The 17,977-nt window shown below is 69.7% G+C and carries 14 protein-coding genes and 4 tRNA genes; 13 read left to right on the top strand and 5 right to left on the bottom strand.

From position 1 onward, the window contains the following. Window positions 1-107: 107 nt before the first annotated feature. A complete protein-coding gene (locus tag BLQ91_RS37310; RefSeq protein ID WP_090104919.1) occupies window positions 108-3,755 on the bottom strand; it encodes a patatin-like protein in 3,648 nt (1,215 codons plus the stop codon). An 84-nt stretch (window positions 3,756-3,839) separates the two neighbouring features. Next, window positions 3,840-5,375, bottom strand: a complete 1,536-nt coding sequence (gene mptB / locus BLQ91_RS37305; RefSeq protein WP_090104918.1) for a polyprenol phosphomannose-dependent alpha 1,6 mannosyltransferase MptB — start codon at window positions 5,373-5,375, stop codon at window positions 3,840-3,842. Between the two features lie 94 nt (window positions 5,376-5,469). Between mptB and BLQ91_RS37300 the strand changes: the two genes are divergently transcribed. From BLQ91_RS37300 to BLQ91_RS37240, 13 genes are all read left to right on the top strand, one after another. Beyond that, a complete protein-coding gene (locus tag BLQ91_RS37300) occupies window positions 5,470-6,171 on the top strand; it encodes a helix-turn-helix transcriptional regulator (RefSeq protein WP_245734231.1) in 702 nt (233 codons plus the stop codon). Next, entirely contained in the window at window positions 6,168-7,622 is a 1,455-nt protein-coding gene (gene sufB / locus BLQ91_RS37295) for a Fe-S cluster assembly protein SufB (RefSeq protein ID WP_090104917.1), read from the top strand. Before BLQ91_RS37300 ends, sufB begins: the two co-directional genes overlap by 4 nt. A gap of 1 nt (window position 7,623) precedes the next feature. After that, window positions 7,624-8,781: a Fe-S cluster assembly protein SufD gene (sufD, locus tag BLQ91_RS37290; RefSeq protein ID WP_090104916.1), complete on the top strand. Its 1,158-nt coding sequence runs from the start codon at window positions 7,624-7,626 to the stop codon at window positions 8,779-8,781. 34 nt (window positions 8,782-8,815) lie between these two features. After that, window positions 8,816-9,130, top strand: coding sequence for a non-heme iron oxygenase ferredoxin subunit (locus BLQ91_RS37285; protein ID WP_090104915.1), 315 nt, complete (start codon window positions 8,816-8,818; stop codon window positions 9,128-9,130). A gap of 50 nt (window positions 9,131-9,180) precedes the next feature. Further along, the gene (gene sufC, locus BLQ91_RS37280; protein ID WP_090104914.1) at window positions 9,181-9,954 is read left to right on the top strand and encodes a Fe-S cluster assembly ATPase SufC; all 774 of its coding nucleotides are present in this window, start codon (window positions 9,181-9,183) and stop codon (window positions 9,952-9,954) included. A gap of 26 nt (window positions 9,955-9,980) precedes the next feature. Then, complete coding sequence (locus tag BLQ91_RS37275; protein ID WP_090104912.1) at window positions 9,981-11,258, top strand: cysteine desulfurase; 1,278 nt, start codon at window positions 9,981-9,983, stop codon at window positions 11,256-11,258. A gap of 1 nt (window position 11,259) precedes the next feature. Next, on the top strand, window positions 11,260-11,700 hold the full coding sequence (sufU, locus tag BLQ91_RS37270; protein ID WP_090104910.1) for a Fe-S cluster assembly sulfur transfer protein SufU: 441 nt from the start codon (window positions 11,260-11,262) through the stop codon (window positions 11,698-11,700). After that, window positions 11,697-12,083, top strand: coding sequence for a metal-sulfur cluster assembly factor (locus tag BLQ91_RS37265; protein ID WP_090104908.1), 387 nt, complete (start codon window positions 11,697-11,699; stop codon window positions 12,081-12,083). Before sufU ends, BLQ91_RS37265 begins: the two co-directional genes overlap by 4 nt. 515 nt (window positions 12,084-12,598) lie before the next feature. Further along, window positions 12,599-12,671, top strand: a tRNA-Gly gene (locus BLQ91_RS37260). Window positions 12,672-12,676: 5 nt separating this feature from the next. Next, window positions 12,677-12,753: transfer RNA gene (locus tag BLQ91_RS37255), tRNA-Leu, on the top strand. A 1-nt stretch (window position 12,754) separates the two neighbouring features. Then, window positions 12,755-12,827: transfer RNA gene (locus BLQ91_RS37250), tRNA-Leu, on the top strand. Between the two features lie 87 nt (window positions 12,828-12,914). After that, window positions 12,915-12,992, top strand: a tRNA-Ile gene (locus BLQ91_RS37245). 15 nt (window positions 12,993-13,007) lie between these two features. Then, a complete protein-coding gene (locus BLQ91_RS37240) occupies window positions 13,008-13,451 on the top strand; it encodes an NUDIX domain-containing protein (protein WP_090104906.1) in 444 nt (147 codons plus the stop codon). A 75-nt stretch (window positions 13,452-13,526) separates the two neighbouring features. Here BLQ91_RS37240 and BLQ91_RS37235 read toward each other — a convergent pair whose 3' ends face one another. The 3 genes from BLQ91_RS37235 to BLQ91_RS37225 all read right to left on the bottom strand — a co-directional run bounded on the left by BLQ91_RS37235 (window position 13,527) and on the right by BLQ91_RS37225 (window position 17,507). Then, window positions 13,527-14,615 (bottom strand): carboxylate-amine ligase, encoded by a 1,089-nt coding sequence (locus BLQ91_RS37235; RefSeq protein ID WP_090104904.1) that lies wholly within the window; start codon window positions 14,613-14,615, stop codon window positions 13,527-13,529. 130 nt (window positions 14,616-14,745) lie between these two features. Next, the gene (locus tag BLQ91_RS37230; RefSeq protein WP_090104902.1) at window positions 14,746-16,422 is read right to left on the bottom strand and encodes a GGDEF domain-containing protein; all 1,677 of its coding nucleotides are present in this window, start codon (window positions 16,420-16,422) and stop codon (window positions 14,746-14,748) included. Between the two features lie 125 nt (window positions 16,423-16,547). Next, window positions 16,548-17,507, bottom strand: coding sequence for a lycopene cyclase family protein (locus BLQ91_RS37225; RefSeq protein ID WP_090104968.1), 960 nt, complete (start codon window positions 17,505-17,507; stop codon window positions 16,548-16,550). Between the last annotated feature and the right edge of the window lie 470 nt (window positions 17,508-17,977).

The following is a 17,977-nucleotide window of genomic DNA, read 5'->3' as shown; positions in this document are numbered from 1 at the left end:
TCGCGCGTGGCGGCCGGGCCTCAGCTCCCGGCCACTGCGCGGGTGCCGCTTTCCCGGACGCTCCTCGCGCGAGTCGCCGTACCGGCTTTCGGTCCTTTGTGGAGCGACTAGCGGAGCTTCTCCTCGATCCGCCGCGCCACGCCTAGCCCGGTGCGCGACAGCGCCAGCTCGGCCGGGTGCTCGCCCTCGCCGTCCACCAGGAACCGGTACAGCGAGGCGTGGCCCTCCAGCCGTTCGCGCAGCGTCGCCGCCACGTCGCAGCCACGCGGGTAGATCGCCGGGATCGCCTCGTCGACGAGCTGGCGGCGGATGCGGCGCCGTTCGGCGCGCGGCACGTACCAGGACGTGATCAGCAGCAGCGTCAGGCCGAACACCAGCGCCGTGCCGATCACCGCCTGCCAGCCCCACCCGCGCGGCCCGGCGACCAGCAGCACGTCGGCGACCGCGAGGTAGGCGACGCCGTAGACGACGGCCCAGCCCGCGGTCGCGGCGGCGGGAGGCTCCGCGCGTTCCGTGCCCCACACGCCCTCCGCCCGGCGCCACCGCTGCAGCGACTTGCCGCCGCTGAGGGCCGTCCACACCCCGAACGCTCCACACAGGACCGAAGCCGGGACCACCAGCCACGGCTGCGCGTACAGCCCGAACCGCCACACCGACCAGGCCACCCCGGCCGCCACCAGCGCCACGGCGGCCTGCTTCCAGCGCCGCCGGATGATCCGCAACGGCTCGAAGTCGGCGAGCACCGCGAGCGGCGTGCGGACCGGGGCGGGCAACGAGCCGAGCACCAGCAGGGACGCGACGACGAACGCCACCCCCGCCACCGTCACCGTGCCCGTCGTGACCTCGGAGCGGTCGTCCGGCATCCTGTCGACCGCGATCGCCGCCAGCGGGATCACCGGGGACAGCAACACCAGCCCGTGCAGCATCGTGCCGCTTCTCAGCGCCGCGTAACCGAAAGCGGCGAGCAGGCTCGCGGCGCCGATCGCCGCGCCCGGCCCCGCCGCCCACGCCGGCAGCATCCCGAACAGCGCCATCACGACCAGCGCGCCGCCGACCGCGAGCCCCAGCAACCCCAGGAACTGCGCGAGCTTGCCGCCCCGCGTCAGGCCGGTGATCGTCCAGTAGGGCAGCAGGGCGGCTCCGCGCAGGACCCGCGTCACGGGCCGCACGGCGGCGAGCCCGGACTGCTCGGAGTCGGCGACCGTGACCGCGACGGCCGCGGCGGTGGCGGCCGTGCGGATCATCTGGTCCGACGCGGCCTCCTGGGTGAGCGGCTCGCGGCCGATGCCGGCGCGGTCGAAGGCGCTGAGCGCCGACATGCCGAGGGTGACCGTGTGCTCGTGCGGATATTCCAGCCGCCGCAACAGGTCCGCGTGCTCTTCGAGGAACAGCTCTCCCCGTGACCGCTTGTCCGCGCCGTCGCCCCGGTCGGCGATGATCGCGGCGCGCAGCCGGGGGAGCTCCTCGCAGATGATCCGCCAGTGCAGGCCCCACGCGGCCAGTTCCGCGAGCTTCAGCGACGACGGCGACAGGTCGCCCTCGGCCTCGTAGATCCCGGTCAGCTCCTCGCACGCCAGCTCCGCGCACGCCGCGACCCGGACCGGCAGCTCCGGCCCGAACATGGTGGCGACGACCTGGTCGACCACGGCCCGCGCGCGCTGCGCCGAGGTGCGCTCGTCACCGGCGGGCCGTCCCAGCTGGTCCATCCGCCGCAGCCGCCGCGGGTCGAACAGCACCCGGCACAGCATCGTCGCGCCGTCCAGGCGTCCCCAGATCCAGTCGTTGACCCGCCACGAGCGCTTGAGGAACCCGGAGAACCGCGACAGCGACGCCCCGCCCGCCTTGTCGTCGGCGGTGATCGACTGCTGCGCGAACGCGTTGCGCGTCTGCAGCGACACCTGCACCAGCTCGACCGGCGTGTCCAGCCCGGTCGAGGCGTCGTCGGACAGGCACGTGCCCGCGACCTCCAGCGCCAGCAGGCGGTTCAGCCACCGCTCGCCGTCGTCCAGCCCGGCCTCCCGCGGCGTCGGCGGGGCGTCGAGCAGGGCGTGCCAGCAGACGAGCCCGCCGAGCCGCAGCCGGTGCTCGTCGAGCGCCGCCACCACCTGCCGGGCCTGCCCGACGATCCGCCCGACCTCGGCGACCTGCGCCCTGACCTCCCGCCCGAGGCGCCCGTCGACCACGTGCTCCTGGTAGCTCGCGAGCCGGCCGGTCCAGTACTCCTCGCCGAGCGACGAGGACGGCTCCCACGCGAACAGCTCGGCCCGCAGCCGGCGCAGCTCCGCCCGCACCCGGTGCAGTCCCCGGCGGGCCTGGGTGATCTCGTCGGCCTGCTCCTGCGGCACGACCCACACGAGCCGCTTGAGCAGGTCGAGCGCCGACGCCCCGAGGCGCTCGGCCATCGTGACGCCCCACTCCCAGCCCGCGTCCTCGCGGCACACGGTGTCCGGCAGCTTCACGCCCGGCACGTACGGCAGCACGCCGTGCCGCTCCTTCCACCTGCGCTGCGCGGTCTCGGCCGCACGCCGCGCCCGTTCGAACGACCAGTTCGCCGGGTTCCCGCCCCGCAGCGCGAACTGCTGCGCCGTGACCTGCCGCGCCGCGAGCCGGATCTCGACGTCCTCGTAGTGGCCGAAGAGCTTGTCCGCCAGCGAGTACACCTCGTCGACCACGTCACCGCCGCCCGAGTGCAGCCGTTCCAGCAACGCCATCCGGCCGCCGCGCGAGCTCGCGGCCCGCCGGTTGTGCTCCTCGATCTTCTCGACGTAGGTCCGGCCTGCCTGGCTCGACATCGCGCTGAGCAGCCTGCCGCCGGAGCTGACCGTCGTCATCACCTCGTCCGCGGTGTCGGCGACCGGCTCGGAGCCCAGCGGCTCGGCGTGCGGGAACACCAGCAGCATGACCCGGCGCACCGGTCCGTCCGCGGGCATCCGGTCGATGGCCTCCAGCGCCTCCCTGGTCGGCGTGTTCACCAGGACGCCGCCGTCGACCGCGAACCTGCTGCGGTCGCCCTCACCGGCCCAGCTCGCGACGTCCGCCATGTCCGGGCGGTCCGGCGTGCCCTGCCCGCCGACCGGGATGAAGCTCGGCTCGAACGCGAACGGGAAGCTCGCGCTGGACCGGGCCGCGAGCGCGAGCTGCCGGACGCGGCCGGGCAGGGTGTCGGCGCGGAAGTCGTCCCTGGTGTCCTCGCTGACCCAGGTGTAGGGGTCGCGGCGGAACGAGAACGAGCCCTGGTGCACCGACTGCGTGAGCGGCTGGCCCAGGTCGTCGTAGGTGACCGCCGGGACACCGCCGAGCAGCGTCGTCGTGATGCGCAGGTCGATCGGGCGCTCGTCGGCGCCGGTCGGGGAGAAGTCGGTGGTGAGGCGGGCCAGCGCCTCCTGCAGCCGGGGCAGGAAGAACTCGTCGCCCTGCAGCAGCGACGCGGGCTGGCCGCGGAACGGTGTCCTGAGCAGCTGTTCCATCCGGCCCTGCTCGGCCCACAGGTCGCGCAGCCTGCTCAGGTCGGCGTTCTTGTTGACCTGCGACAACGCGAGCGCGGCCCCGTTGACGCCCCCGGCCGACGTGCCCGCGATGACGTCCGCCCTGGCCGTGCAGCCCACCAGGTCGAGCAACGGCTGGTACACCGATCCCGGCCTGGTCAGGCGGTCCAGCTCCAGCACGACGCCGCCCATCCAGACGGCCAGGCTCACGCCGCCGTTGAGCACGACGGCGAACCGCACCTCTTCCCGCGACATGGGTTGCCCGGTCATGTCGCACCACCCCCTCGGCGACGATCTTCCCGTGACTTGGGGGTCGTCCGCCGGGGGTTCGGGGTTACCGGTCCGGAAAGTCCGTCACACGGCCGTGTCGGACTTCAGGAACGGACCGACCCGCTTGCGCGCGATCAGCACGCAGACCGCGAAGGTGATGACGGCGCCCGCGACCGCCTGCGGCACCGTGTAGGCCCGCCCGTCGAACGCGGAGCCGGTCGGCGGCAGGATGATCGCGATGACCGCCGAGGCCACCATGGCGATCATCCGGAACTTGGGCCCGACCACCGCCGTGGCCAGCGGGAGCGCCGCCCACAGCACGTACCAGGGCTGCAGCACCGGCCCGAGCACCAGGATCGCGCCGAGCGCCGCGCCCAGGCCGTTCATCGCCTTGATCCGGCCCTTGAAGCTGCGCCACAGCAGCATGACGGTGATCACGATCGAGATGCCCTGCCCGAGCAGCCGGGTCAGCGAGATCATCGCCTCGGTGTGGTTGCCGAGGCCGAGCAGGATGCCGGTGCCGGCCCCCAGGAACCCCAGCGCCGTCGGCGGCGACATCCACGACTTCACGGTGGAGGCGACGTTCAGCGTCTCGACCCAGCCGAACCCGAACCCGGTGCCGAGGCAGATCACCACCACCCCGGCCGCGGCGATCACCGCCATGATCCCGGCCACCAGCGCGAGGTGCTTGACCTGACCGCCGAGCTTGCGCGCCACCAGCACGCCGAGGAACCCGAGCGCGGCCATCGCGGGGATCTTCACCATCGCGCCGCACACGATGACCCCGGAGCCCAGCACGATCCACGACCACTTCAACGGTTCCAGCCCGCGCATCGCGAGCTCCAGGCCGACCAGCATGAGGCCGAGCGCGAGACCGTCGTTGTGCACGCCGATGACGATGTGGAACAGCACCAGCGGGTTCAGCGCGCCCAGCCACAGCGCGCCGACCGGCGGCACCCCGAACCGCGCCGCGAGCCGGGGGAGCGCCCACACGATCATCGCCAGGCCGCACAGCACCAGCAGCCGGTGCACGAACACGCCGGACACGACGTGGTCCCCGGTCAGCATCGCGGTCAGCCGCCCGAACGCGAGGAACAGCGGCCCGTACGGCGCCGGCGTCTCCCGCCAGATGTTCGGCACACCGCGCGTCAGCACGTGGTCGACGCCCAGCGCCGTCGCCGGCCCCAACTCGTACGGGTCCTGCCCGCGCGCCGCGATCTCGCTCTGCGCGAGGTAGGAGTACACGTCGCGGGAGAACATCGGCACGCAGAAGACCAGCGGAACGGTCCACATCAGCAGCGTGCGGTCCATCTGACCGCGCGAGATGAGCCGCGGCCTGCCCGGGCGCACGAACCGGCCGAGCGCGAGCCAGGCCGACACGATCATGAAGATGCCGGTCCAGACGACCCCCATCGCGACGCTGGGCATCCTCGAGAAGAGTCCGAGGACGGGCACGCCGTAGAGCGGCGAGTAGATGGGTGCCGCGCCACCGCCGAGGGACCCCACGGTCAGCAGGAGGGCGCCGATCGTGCCCCAGCGGCGCACGATGTCCAGCTGGCGACGTTCCCGCACGTTCAGGAGGTCGCTCTCCGGAGTCAGGGCTCCGCCGTTGGTGGACATGGGAGCAGCGTATCCAGCCACGTTCAGCCGTGAGTCAGGTCACCCTGTGACCGCGATCTTTGCGACCTCCGGCGAAATACGCAACACTGGTGTTGTGAAAAACGCCGAGACCCACCTTGACGCCGTGCCGCAGCACGACGGCAAGACTCGGCGTGCCGTAGCCAGGCTCCTCCTGGAGCAGGGTCCGGTCACCGCGGCAGCCGTCGCGGAGGAACTGGGCATCAGCCCCACGGCCGTGCGTCGTCACATAGACGCGCTGCTCGCGGACGGCGAGGCGATCACCAGGGACGCACCCCGGCAGACCCAACGTGGCCGTGGCCGTCCCGCGAAGCTCTTCCTGCTGACCGACGCCGGACGCGCCCGGTTCGGCCACGCCTACGACGACCTCGCGGTCGCCGCGATCAGGTTCCTCGCCCAAACAGGTGGGGAAGAGGCTGTGCGCGCTTTTGCGCGAAGTCGTGTCGACGCACTGGTGGACCGGCACCGTTCAGCGATCGTGGCCCAGGTCACGCCCGCCGAACGGGCGAAGGCCCTCGCAGCCGCGTTGACCAGGGAGGGTTACGCTTCATCGGCGCGAAACGTCGGGGTGGGCGAGCAGTTGTGCCAGCACCACTGCCCGGTCGCCCACGTTGCCGCCGAGTTCCCCCAGCTGTGCGAGACCGAGACGGAGACGTTCGCGAACCTCCTCGGTACCCACGTGCAGCGCCTCGCGACGATAGCCCGCGGCCACGCCGTGTGCACGACGCACATCCCGAACGTTCAACGGATCCCAGATGATGGAGGGGAGCCCGCATGACTGCCGCTGCCGAGCAGCGCACGCCCACCACGGTGCAGTCTCCGCTCACGCAGGAAGAGACGATTGCGTCTCTCGGCAACTACGAGTTCGGCTGGGCCGACTCCGACGTTGCCGGCGCGAGCGCCCGCCGAGGCCTCAGCGAGGATGTCGTCCGCGACATCTCGGCGAAGAAGGACGAGCCCGAGTGGATGCTCGAGTACCGGTTGAAGGCGCTCAAGCTCTTCGACCTCAAGCCGATGCCGAACTGGGGCGCTGACCTCTCTGGGATCGACTTCGACTCGATCAAGTACTTCGTGCGTTCGACCGAGAAGCAGGCCACCTCCTGGGAGGACCTGCCCGAGGACATCAAGAACACCTACGACCGCCTGGGCATCCCGGAGGCGGAGAAGCAGCGCCTCGTCGCGGGTGTCGCCGCCCAGTACGAGTCCGAGGTCGTCTACCACCAGATCCGCGAGGACCTGGAGGAGAAGGGTGTCCTCTTCCTGGACACCGACACGGCCCTGAAGGAGCAGCCGGAGCTCTTCAAGGAGTACTTCGGCTCGGTCATCCCCGCGGGTGACAACAAGTTCTCCGCGCTGAACGCCGCGACGTGGTCCGGCGGGTCGTTCATCTACGTCCCCAAGGGCGTGCACGTGGACATCCCGCTGCAGGCCTACTTCCGGATCAACACCGAGAACATGGGCCAGTTCGAGCGCACGCTGATCATCGTCGACGAGGGTGCCTACGTGCACTACGTCGAGGGCTGCACGGCGCCGATCTACTCCTCGGACTCGCTGCACTCGGCCGTGGTCGAGATCATCGTGAAGAAGGGCGGCCGCTGCCGCTACACGACGATCCAGAACTGGTCGAACAACGTCTACAACCTGGTCACCAAGCGCGCCAAGGCCGAAGAGGGCGCGACCATGGAGTGGGTCGACGGCAACATCGGCTCCAAGGTGACCATGAAGTACCCGGCCGTCTTCCTGATGGGCGAGCACGCCAAGGGCGAGGTCCTCTCGATCGCGTTCGCGGGCGAGGGCCAGCACCAGGACGCCGGCGCCAAGATGGTCCACATGGCCCCGCACACCTCCTCGACCATCGTGTCGAAGTCGGTGGCGCGCGGCGGTGGCCGCACGTCCTACCGCGGCCTGGTCCAGGTCAACAAGCGGGCGCACCACTCGAAGTCCACGGTGAAGTGCGACGCGCTGCTGGTCGACACCATCAGCCGCTCGGACACCTACCCGTACGTCGACGTCCGCGAGGACGACGTCGCGATGGGCCACGAGGCCACGGTCTCGAAGGTCTCCGAGGACCAGCTGTTCTACCTGATGTCGCGCGGCCTGAACGAGGACGAGGCCATGGCGATGATCGTGCGCGGGTTCGTCGAGCCCATCGCGCGCGAGCTCCCCATGGAGTACGCCCTCGAGCTGAACCGCCTGATCGAACTGCAGATGGAAGGGGCCGTCGGCTGACATGGCCGCCCTGTCGACTCAACCTCACTCCCACGGTGCCGTCGTCCCGGTCGCCTCGCGCGCGGAGCACTTCACGTCCTACGACGTGGACGCGTTCGAGGTCCCGGGCGGCCGTGAGGAGATCTGGCGCTTCACACCTCTCAAGCGTCTGGCCGGTCTGCACTCCGGCGCTGCGGCAACGGGTACCGCTGCCGTCGAGGTGAACGCCGCCGCCGGTGTCACCGTCGAGACGGTCGGTCGTGACGACGACCGCCTCGGCGGGGCCGGCGTCCCCGGTGACCGCGTCGCCGCGCAGGCCTACTCCTCGTTCGAGCAGGCCACGATCGTGACCCTGCCCGGCGACGCGAAGACCGAGCCGACCACCGTCACGGTGACCGGCGCGGGCACCGGAACCGTTGCCTACGGCCACATCCAGATCAAGGCTTCGCAGTTCGCCGAGGGCACCGTGATCCTGGACTTCCGCGGCTCCGGCGCGTACGCGGACAACGTCGAGTTCCTCGTCGCGGACGGCGCTCACCTCACGGTGATCACCATCCACGACTGGGCCGACGACGCCGTGCACGTCTCGCAGCACCACGTGAAGCTCGGCCGCGACGCGACCATCAAGCACACCGTGGTCACGCTCGGCGGCGACGTCGTGCGCGTGACGCCGGTCGTGCAGTACGCGGGTCGCGGTGGCGACGCGGAGCTGTTCGGTCTGTACTTCGCGGACGCGGGCCAGCACCAGGAGCACCGGCCGTTCATCGACCACGGGCAGCCCAACTGCCGCAGCAACGTCGTCTACAAGGGCGCGTTGCAGGGCGAGGGTGCGCACGCGGTGTGGATCGGTGACGTGCTCATCCGCGTCGCCGCCGAGGGCACCGAGACGTTCGAGCTGAACCGGAACCTGATCCTCACCGATGGTGCGCGTGCCGACTCGGTGCCGAACCTGGAGATCGAGACCGGCGAGATCGAGGGCGCGGGCCACGCCAGCGCCACCGGCCGGTTCGACGACGAGCAGCTGTTCTACCTGCAGGCGCGCGGCATCCCGGAGACCCAGGCGCGGCGGCTCGTCGTGCGCGGCTTCTTCCAGGAGCTGATCGCGAAGATCGCCGTCCCCGAGGTGCGCGAGCGCCTCGAGGCCGCCATCGAGGCAGAGCTCGAGGCGGTGGGCGTGTGAGCCGCGACGACGTGCGCTCCTCAGCGGAGGAGCAGTGATCCGAGTGTGTGCACTGTCCGAACTGGACAACCGCAAGCCGTTCGCCGCCACCGTGGACGACGTGGACGTCGTCCTGGTGCGCGACGGTGAGCGGGTGCACGCGCTCGCGGATCTGTGCTCGCACGCCGCGGTGTCGCTGAGCGAGGGCGAGGTCTCCCGCAAGGGGATCGAGTGCTGGTTGCACGGGTCGTGCTTCGACCTGGAGACCGGCAAGCCCTCGTCGCCTCCCGCCAGCGAACCGGTCGACGTCTACGCCGTCGACATCCGTGACGGCGACGTGTTCGTCGACGTCACCGCCACCAAGAACTGACTTCTAGCCCAGCGCTAGCTTTCCATTGGCAACCAGGAGAACCGCAAGTCATGGCCACCCTTGAGATCAAGGACCTGCACGTCTCGGTCGTCAGCGAGGACGCTCCCAAGGAGATCCTCAAGGGCGTCGACCTGACGATCAAGGCCGGCGAGACGCACGCCATCATGGGCCCCAACGGCTCCGGCAAGTCCACGCTGTCCTACGCGATCGCCGGGCACCCGAAGTACACGATCACCTCGGGCACCGTCACGCTCGACGGTGAGGACGTCCTCGAGATGTCCGTCGACGAGCGCGCCCGCGCGGGCCTGTTCCTCGCCATGCAGTACCCGGTCGAGGTCCCCGGCGTCTCGATGTCGAACTTCCTGCGCACCGCCGCCACCGCCGTGCGCGGCGAGGCCCCGGCCCTGCGCCACTGGGTCAAGGAGGTCAAGGGCGCGATGGCCGACCTCGACATCGACCCGGCGTTCGCCGAGCGTTCGGTGAACGAGGGCTTCTCCGGCGGTGAGAAGAAGCGCCACGAGATCCTGCAGCTGGGCCTGCTCCAGCCGAAGGTCGCGATCCTCGACGAGACCGACTCCGGTCTGGACGTCGACGCGCTGCGCGTCGTCTCCGAGGGCGTCAACCGCTACAAGGCCTCCGGTGAGGTCGGCGTCATGCTGATCACGCACTACACCAGGATCCTCAAGTACATCCAGCCGGACTTCGTGCACGTCTTCGCGAACGGCCGCATCGTCGAGTCCGGTGGCCGCGAGCTGGCCGACGTGCTCGAGTCCGAGGGTTACGTGAAGTACACCGGTAAGACGGAAGCCGCGGCCCTTTCCTGACGTTGCAGGTGTTGAGAGGAGGCGCTGTGACCACCACCGCAGCACCATTGGACGTAGCCGCTCTCCGAGCGGACTTCCCGATCCTGTCCCGCACCGTTCGTGACGGGAAGCGCCTGGTCTACCTGGACTCCGGCGCCACCTCGCAACGCCCGACGCAGGTCCTGGACGCGGAGAGGGCATTCCTGCAGACCGCCAACGCGGCGGTCCACCGGGGTGCCCACCAGCTGGCGGAAGAAGCGACCGACGCGTACGAGGGTGCGCGTCAGCGCATCGCGGACTTCGTCGGCGCCGACTTCGGCGAGCTGGTGTTCACCAAGAACGCCACCGAGGGCTTCAACCTCGTGGCGTACGGGATGGGCAACGCCGCGACCTCGGGCCCCGAGGCCGCGCGCTTCCGGATCGGTCCCGGCGACGAGATCGTCGTGACCGAGATGGAGCACCACGCGAACCTCGTTCCGTGGCAGCAGCTCGCCGCCCGGACCGGCGCGACGCTGAAGTGGTTCCAGCTGACCCCCGACGGCCGCCTCGACCTGTCCGATGTGGACAGCGTGATCACGCCTCGGGCGAAGGTCGTGGCGTTCACGCACCAGTCCAACGTGACCGGCGTGGTCAACCCGGTCGACGTGCTCGTCGCCGCCGCGCAGAAGGTCGGCGCGCTGACCGTGCTGGACGCGTGCCAGTCCGTTCCGCACAGCCCGGTCGACTTCCACCGGCTCGGCGTCGACTTCGCGTCGTTCTCCGGCCACAAGATGCTCGGCCCGTCCGGCATCGGTGTCCTCTACGGACGTCGTGAGCTGCTGGAGGCGTTGCCCCCCTTCATCACCGGCGGTTCGATGATCGAGCTGGTGAAGATGGAGGGCTCGACGTTCGCCCCGCCGCCGCAGCGCTTCGAGGCCGGCTCGCCGATGACGTCCCAGGCCGTCGGCCTGGGTGCCGCGGTCGACTACCTCAGCGTCGTGGGCATGGAGCGGATCAACGCCCACGAGCACGCGCTGACCGTTGCCGCGCTGGAAGGCCTGTCGTCCGTCCAGGGCGTCCGGCTGCTCGGCCCCGCCGACGCCGTGAACCGCGGCGGCGCCGTGCCGTTCGAGATCGAGGGCGTGCACCCGCACGACGCCGGCCAGGTGCTCGACAGCCTGGGCATCGCCGTGCGCGTCGGCCACCACTGCGCGTGGCCGCTGCACCGCTGCCTGAACGCCCAGTCGTCGGTGCGCGCGACGTTCTACCTGTACAACACGCTGGACGAGGTCGACGCACTGGTCGACGGCGTCCGCGAGGCGCAGAAGTTCTTCGGGGTGGCCTGAGATGCAGCTCCAGCAGATGTACCAGGAGATCATCCTGGACCACTACAAGAACCCGCACGGCCGTGGCCTGCGCGACCCGTTCGACGCGGAGTCGTTCCAGGTCAACCCGACCTGCGGCGACGAGGTGACACTGCGGGTCAAGCTCGACGGCGGCGTGGTTTCCGACGTCTCCTACGACGGCCAGGGCTGCTCGATCAGCCAGGCCTCGACGTCGGTGTTGACCGACCTCGTCGTGGGGAAGCCCTTGGGCGAGGCGTTCGAGAAGATGGACGCGTTCGTCGAGTTGATGCAGAGCCGCGGTCAGATCGAGCCCGACGAGGACGTCCTCGAGGACGGCATCGCCTTCGCCGGCGTCTCGAAGTACCCGGCGCGCGTGAAGTGCGCGCTGCTGGGCTGGATGGCCTTCAAAGACGCAGTAGCACGAAGCCAGGGAGCAGCATGAGCACCGAAGAAGTCGTCCGGGGAGCCGAAGGCATGCCGGTCTTCGAGCCCAAGGCTGACGTCGCCGCGCTGGACGACGTGGAAGAAGCGATGCGCGACGTCGTGGACCCGGAGCTGGGCATCAACGTCGTCGACCTCGGCCTCGTCTACGACATCCACGTCGACGACAAGAACGTCGCCACCATCGACATGACGCTCACGTCGGCGGCCTGCCCGCTGACCGACGTCATCGAGGACCAGACCCGCGCGGCCCTGACCGGCGGCGCGGGCGGCGGTCTCGTGTCGGACTTCCGCATCAACTGGGTGTGGATGCCGCCGTGGGGCCCGGAGAAGATCACCGACGACGGCCGCGAGCAGCTGCGGGCGCTCGGCTTCACCGTCTGACCGGATTTCCTCCGAACGGCGCGCATCCCACGGGGTGCGCGCCGTTCGTCGTTCAGAGCAGGTCGAGGAACGCGGTCACCGACAGCCCGTCAGAGGGCTCGTACCCCGAATCCCGAACGTGTACCCGTCATGGACACCTGCGAAACAGCAATCCACCATGTGGAACACCGGGTGAACCTCATTTAAATGCGTTGCACGCCCACGCCGACGTCACATAGCTTGATCCCATCGCAACCGACAGAGATCAACCGGAGGAAGACATGCTTGCCAAGGCACAGCTCGCGGGATGGCGAATTCTCGCCCTCATCGCCGGCGGTCTGCTGGCGGTGGCGTGGGGCTCCACGCCATGACCTGATCCCCAGGTCATGACCTCGGAGCCGCCCACGGGAAACCCTGGGCGGTTTTCTTTTTGCGCACCACCAATGCCGACGAGCTTCGGAAGCGGAACTGCCTCCAAAACAGTTTCCCGAGGGTTCGACTCCTTCCGTCGGTGCGGCACGAAAGAATGCACGCATGCGATCGTGGTGAACTCGGCGGACACGTCGGTCTTCCAAACCGAAGAAGAGGGTTCGATGCCCTCCGGTCGCTCTCGTGCGGGTCTGGCCCAACAGGGAGAGGCACATGGTCGAGGGCCATGCCAGTCGGGGTTCGACTCCCCGGATCCGCACCACGCCCCGGTAGCCCAACGGAAGAGGCAACGCGCTCAGAACGCGTCCAGTGCAGGTTCGAATCCTGCCCAGGGCACTGCAACACGACAAGGGGGACGCGCCGGCGCGCAGGTGATCCTTGCAAGATCGCCCTGGAGGGTTCGACACCCTCGTCTTCCACTCCCGTCCCGTAGCTCAGCCCGGTGAGAGCGTCCGTCTGATACGCGGCAGGTCCCAGGTTCAAGTCCTGGCGGGACGACCAACGTAGAAAGAACGGATGGACCACAGCAGCAGAGCGCTCGCCGCGGCCGGCGCGTTGTTCTTCGACGAGACGGGCCGCGTCCTGCTCGTCGAGCCCACCTACAAGCCGTACTGGGAGATCCCCGGCGGCGCGGTCGAACACGGCGAGACGCCGTCGCAGGCCTGCCGCCGCGAGGTCGAGGAAGAGCTCGGCCTGGTCAGGGAACCCGGCCGGCTCCTCGTCGTCGACTGGGCTCCGCGCGACGGCGAGGACCGCGTCCTGTTCGTGTTCGAAGGCGGTCTGATCACCGCTGACGACCACATCGTCCTGCGGACCGAAGAGCTGAAGGCCTGCGAGTTCGTGACCCCCGGCGAAGCAGCGCGCCGCCTGGTTCCCAGGCTCGCGCGCCGGGTGGGACAAGCGTTGCGGGCGCGGGAGTCAGGCGAGACCCGCTACCTCGAACGCGGCGTTCCGGCGTAGACCCGTTCCACGAACGACGCCCGTCCGCGGCATCGACGTGCGGGCGGCCTCGACGGGACCTCGTCCACCCGCAGGTCACACCGGAGCGGTCTGCGCGACCAGGAACCCCACCACGTCGTCCAGCCGCCCCCGTCGCGCGAACGCCCTGCGCTGCCTCGCCGCCCCCGTGCCGTCGAGCAGCAACCGGTCGATCCCCGCCGTCACCCTCTCGTAGTCGCCGGCGAACTCCAACGCCGGCCGGATCCACCGCAGCAACGACGCGACGATCGAGGACGCGGGCGTCGGCGACCCCGTCACCGGGTCGACGCCGAAGCCTTCGAGGCCGTCCCGCGCGGCACGCCACATCGCGACCTTCACCAGGTGCGGCGGCAGTTTCGGCGGCACAGCACCGGAACTCAGCGCCGTGGAGGCGATCCCCCGCACCAGCGCGGCCATCAGCACCGCTTCCTCCACAGTCGGCGCGACGTCCGAGACGCGCAGCTCGAGCGTGGGGTGGCGGGCGGAGAGCCGGACGTCCCAGTAGAGCATCCCGGCGTCGATCGCCGCGCCGCTCGCGACGATCTCCTCCCGTGCGGCGTAGTACTCGGCCGCGTTGTCGAAGTGCGGCGGCGCACCCGAAGTGGGCCAACGGTTCCACACCACGTACCGCCAGCTCGCGTACCCCGTGTCGCCGTCGAGCCAGTACGGCGAGTTCGCGCCCAGCGCCAGCAACGTCGGCAGCCACTGCCGCAGGTGGTTGCTCACGAAGATCTTCGACTCGTCGTCGGGCAGCCCGACGTGCACGTGGCAGCCGCAGATCGCGAGGTCGTTGGTGAGCGCGCCCATCTCCTGCGCCATCCGGTGGTAGCGCGGGGAGTTCGTCAGCGGCGTCGGCATCGTGAGGCCCAGCACCGGGGTCCCGGTCGCCGCCAGCCTCGCGTCGTGGCCCGCCGCCCGTTCGATCAACGCCCGCCGCGCCCGCGTCAGCTGGTCGCTCAGCACGCCCATGTCCGTGCAGATGCCGCTCGCCGATTCCACCTGGTACTGCGCGATTTCCGGCTGCAGGTCGACCTCGTGGCGGTCCGCCCCGGCGAGAACGTCCTCGGCGCGGTTGGCCAAATGGCCTGTCGACGCTTCGACGAGGACGAATTCCTCTTCCACCCCAACGGTGAGGAGGCCGTCCATGCTCGTCCGTTGCGCGGGAACCGATTGAGTTCTGCTGCCGACCTGCACGTCGAACCTCCTGTGCACTGAGTAGCACACCCGATGCTATGAGTGATCAGTGCGCCGCACAGGAGGCGTTCGGTTGTATCTGTCAACTCACCGCACGTTGCGGAACACCACGCAGCACATCACGTCGTTCGCTGCCCGGCCGGCCCATGACCCAGCTGGACCCGGAGAGCGACTTCGCGTGTTCCTTCACCGGCGCCAACAACCGCGACACCTCGCGATACGACCCCACTGATCCCGGGGCACAGATAAGGGTCGCAAGAGAGAGGGTCACGTGTCGTCCCTCCGCCGTGTACGCCTTGTCGAGCAAACGAGCACTCAGCGGCACAGTCTCGTCGAGCCCGGCGAGAAGCAGGAAGTCGTCACCACCGACGTGTCCGACCTGCACACCGGGGAACGCGTGCGCGAGGTCCGCCAGGTCGTAGCCGATCTCGCGGATCAGGTCGTCACCCGCCGCGAACCCCACCGTGTCGTTGACCAGCTTGAACCTGTCCACGTCCAGCCACGAGACCGCGAAGATCTCGCCGAGCCCGATCCGGCGGTCCACCTCCTCCGAGAGGGCGTCGCTGCCCGGCAGCCGGGTGAGCGGGCTCAACGCGGCCGCCTGCTCCACCTTGAGTTCGGCCACACCGCGCACAACGTCCGCCACGCGCACAACGCCCATGCACCGCTCGTTGTGGTCCACGACGATCAGGTCGTCGTTCGTGCGCTCACGGTTCGCACCGGCCACCACGTCGAGCAGGTCCAGCGCCGACGACTCGGTGCCGATGACGTGCGGCTTGTCCGCGAGACGCGCGGCCTCCCGCTTGGCGTGCAGCGCATGCCCGTACGGACCGGTGACCGCCAGCAGGAACCGGTTGCGGTCCACCGACCACTTCGGGCGGCCCTCGTCGTCCAGCAGCACGACCCCCGTGACCGACGGCTGCGACACGAACACCTCGCGCACTTCCTCGCTCGTGGCGCTCTCGGGCAGCACCGTGGCCGGGTGCAGGAACGCCGTGATGCGCGGACCGGTGGTGCCGCGGCGGATCTCGCCCGTCTCCGAGACCGCCTCCGGCACGATGCGGGCGTTCACCGCCGGCCGCCGCTGCGGGGGAGCGAGGAACCTGCCCTGCGCGTACCCCACCCCCAGCCTCCGCAGGTAGGTCAGCTCCGCCTCGGTCTCCACACCCTCGGCCACGACCTGACCGCCCGTGTACTCGCCGAGGTGCACCAGCGACTTCACCAGCGCGCCCCGCGCGGCGTCGTCGGGCAGCGAGCGGACGATCTCGCGGTCGAGCTTGATGTAGTCGGGCGAGGAGCTGGTCAGCAGGCCGAGCGGCACGTCACCCTCGCCCACGCAGTCGAGCGCGAGGCGGAAACCGTTGTTGCGCAACGTCTCCATGCCGCGGGCGAGCCGGACGCGGTTGGCCCGCGAGTACGGCTCGCCGATCTCGACCACGACGCTGTCCGGCGACCGCCCGGCGTCCCGCAGAGCACCGTAGAGCGGGCTCATGACCTCCGGCTTGTCCGCCACGGTGATCGCGAGCAGGTTCACGTGCAGCGGCAGCATCAGGTCGAAGTCGGCCGCGGCGCGCACGGCCCGGCACGCGAGCCCGACGTCGGCGTTGGCGAGCAGACCCGCGCGAAAGGCGGCCTGGAGAAGGTCCTGCACGCTGCCGTCGTGCGGCCGGGCCAGGGCCTCGATCGCGACGACACCCCCGGTGTTCAGGTTGAACAGCGGCTGGAAGGCGAACCTGACGTCATCCAGCAATGCGGGCACGCTCCCGATCGTGCCGGTGCGAACGAGTCCCCTCCAAGGGGGTTCATCAGCTGTTCACGATGTTGGCGACCTTTTGCCACACCGGTGCCGCGTTCGGTGACACCCCGTTCACGCTGGGAGTTCGCTTAGAGGAGTTTCCACCTGAGATGGCTTGGCGCGGCCTTGAACAACGCCGTCATGGCCTTCGCGACGCCCTTCACGTCCTCCCGCCCGGACAGGTAGGCGCGCTGGTGGTCCGGATCGAGCCGGAAGAACAGCTCGAAGAAGTCCCGCGTCTCCTCGGCGTCCAGTTCGAGGAGCACCTCGAGCCCGTGCTTGCGCGTCGCGTGCACGAGGCGCGCACTGGGGGACCAGATGACGCGCTTCGGGTCCTTCTTCATCTTGATGGCCCGCGCCACCCGAGGAGCGAGCGTGAGAGAGGTGGCGACGCTGTAGCCCGTGGCGGGGTGGATGAACCCCGCTGCCGCGCCGAACGCCAGACCCTCGGCCCTGGGAGCGTCGAGGGGGAAGCGGACGCGTTCCTCTTCGCCCCCCGGCTGGAGCCGGGCGTGCAGGCGTTCACGCAGGACTTTCAACGACATGCCGGGGCGTCGTGCCAGACAGGTCTCCTCCACGAGGACGCGGTTGCCGCCGAGAGGGACCGTGTAGAGGAACGTGTCACCGTCGCGCCAGTCCATCAACGTCGTCTCAGTGCTGTCCGACTCGATGACGGTGCCCACGGCCGTTTGCTCGGCACGGCCCTTGCGCGCACCTGTGGCGTTGAACGTGTAGCGCGCTGGCGCTGGCTGTCGGAGAACCTCCACCTCTTCAGGCAGTTCGTGGAGCTTCGCGTTGTCGAGCACTACGTAGGTGCGGGGGATTAGGTGTTCCGTGCGCGCGTAGGCATGCACGGTCGTACTCACGGCTGCGGTCGGCGTACCTGCTGGGAGCTCGTCGGCCCACGCGCCGTAAGTCGCCGTGTAGACGCGATCCGGCTGACGGTCGACTATCGCCGTGTGGAGGCCTTCCTGTGCGCAGGCACGGGCAAGCGCCCTGCCGGCCGGACCTCCGCCGATCACCACCACGTCGTACGTCACGACGTCCATGATTGACCTCGCGGCCACGACCTACCTGACAGCAGCTCACGGTCGGCCCGCATGACGGTCCTGCGGAGGGACGTAGGTCACGTCAAGTCGTTTTGCACGAGGTTCTTGCGGCCGATTCCGCGCCAGTCCCGGCCCCCTGCGCGCGGAGCTCAGCCGTGACCAGGCCTTTCTTCGACGCAACCGCCGGTGACCCGGTCTCGGCGTTGGAGGCGGCGGCGAACCGCCGACCGACCTCACGACGACGAAAGCGCAGGTCAGCGGTGGTTTCGGCGCTGGAGGCACCCCCCGATTTGGAGATCGAAACTGGCCCGTGTAATGTTCTCCAAGTCAGAGCGGAACGGGTCGGAAACAAGCCGGAACGGAGCTCGACGAAAAACTTCTAAGCCAGACACAGCCCCGGAAGTGACTCTCTTCGGAGATTAGCTGCGGTGTGCGCGTGTTCTTTGAGAACTCAACAGCGTGCCGATAAC

The sequence above is a fragment of the Lentzea jiangxiensis genome, from assembly GCF_900104175.1.
Taxonomy (GTDB): domain Bacteria; phylum Actinomycetota; class Actinomycetes; order Mycobacteriales; family Pseudonocardiaceae; genus Lentzea; species Lentzea jiangxiensis.
This window is presented reverse-complemented; position numbering and strand designations above follow the sequence as displayed.

Excerpts from the sequence above, each read along its gene's own strand:
- BLQ91_RS37310 (WP_090104919.1), bottom strand. The coding sequence starts at position 3,755 with ATGACCGGGCAACCCATGTCGCGGGAAGAGGTGCGGTTCGCCGTCGTG.
- mptB (WP_090104918.1), bottom strand. The coding sequence starts at position 5,375 with ATGTCCACCAACGGCGGAGCCCTGACTCCGGAGAGCGACCTCCTGAAC.
- sufB (WP_090104917.1), top strand. The coding sequence starts at position 6,168 with ATGACTGCCGCTGCCGAGCAGCGCACGCCCACCACGGTGCAGTCTCCG.
- sufD (WP_090104916.1), top strand. The coding sequence starts at position 7,624 with ATGGCCGCCCTGTCGACTCAACCTCACTCCCACGGTGCCGTCGTCCCG.
- sufC (WP_090104914.1), top strand. The coding sequence starts at position 9,181 with ATGGCCACCCTTGAGATCAAGGACCTGCACGTCTCGGTCGTCAGCGAG.
- sufU (WP_090104910.1), top strand. The coding sequence starts at position 11,260 with ATGCAGCTCCAGCAGATGTACCAGGAGATCATCCTGGACCACTACAAG.
- BLQ91_RS37265 (WP_090104908.1), top strand. The coding sequence starts at position 11,697 with ATGAGCACCGAAGAAGTCGTCCGGGGAGCCGAAGGCATGCCGGTCTTC.
- BLQ91_RS37240 (WP_090104906.1), top strand. The coding sequence starts at position 13,008 with ATGGACCACAGCAGCAGAGCGCTCGCCGCGGCCGGCGCGTTGTTCTTC.
- BLQ91_RS37235 (WP_090104904.1), bottom strand. The coding sequence starts at position 14,615 with ATGGACGGCCTCCTCACCGTTGGGGTGGAAGAGGAATTCGTCCTCGTC.
- BLQ91_RS37225 (WP_090104968.1), bottom strand. The coding sequence starts at position 17,507 with ATGGACGTCGTGACGTACGACGTGGTGGTGATCGGCGGAGGTCCGGCC.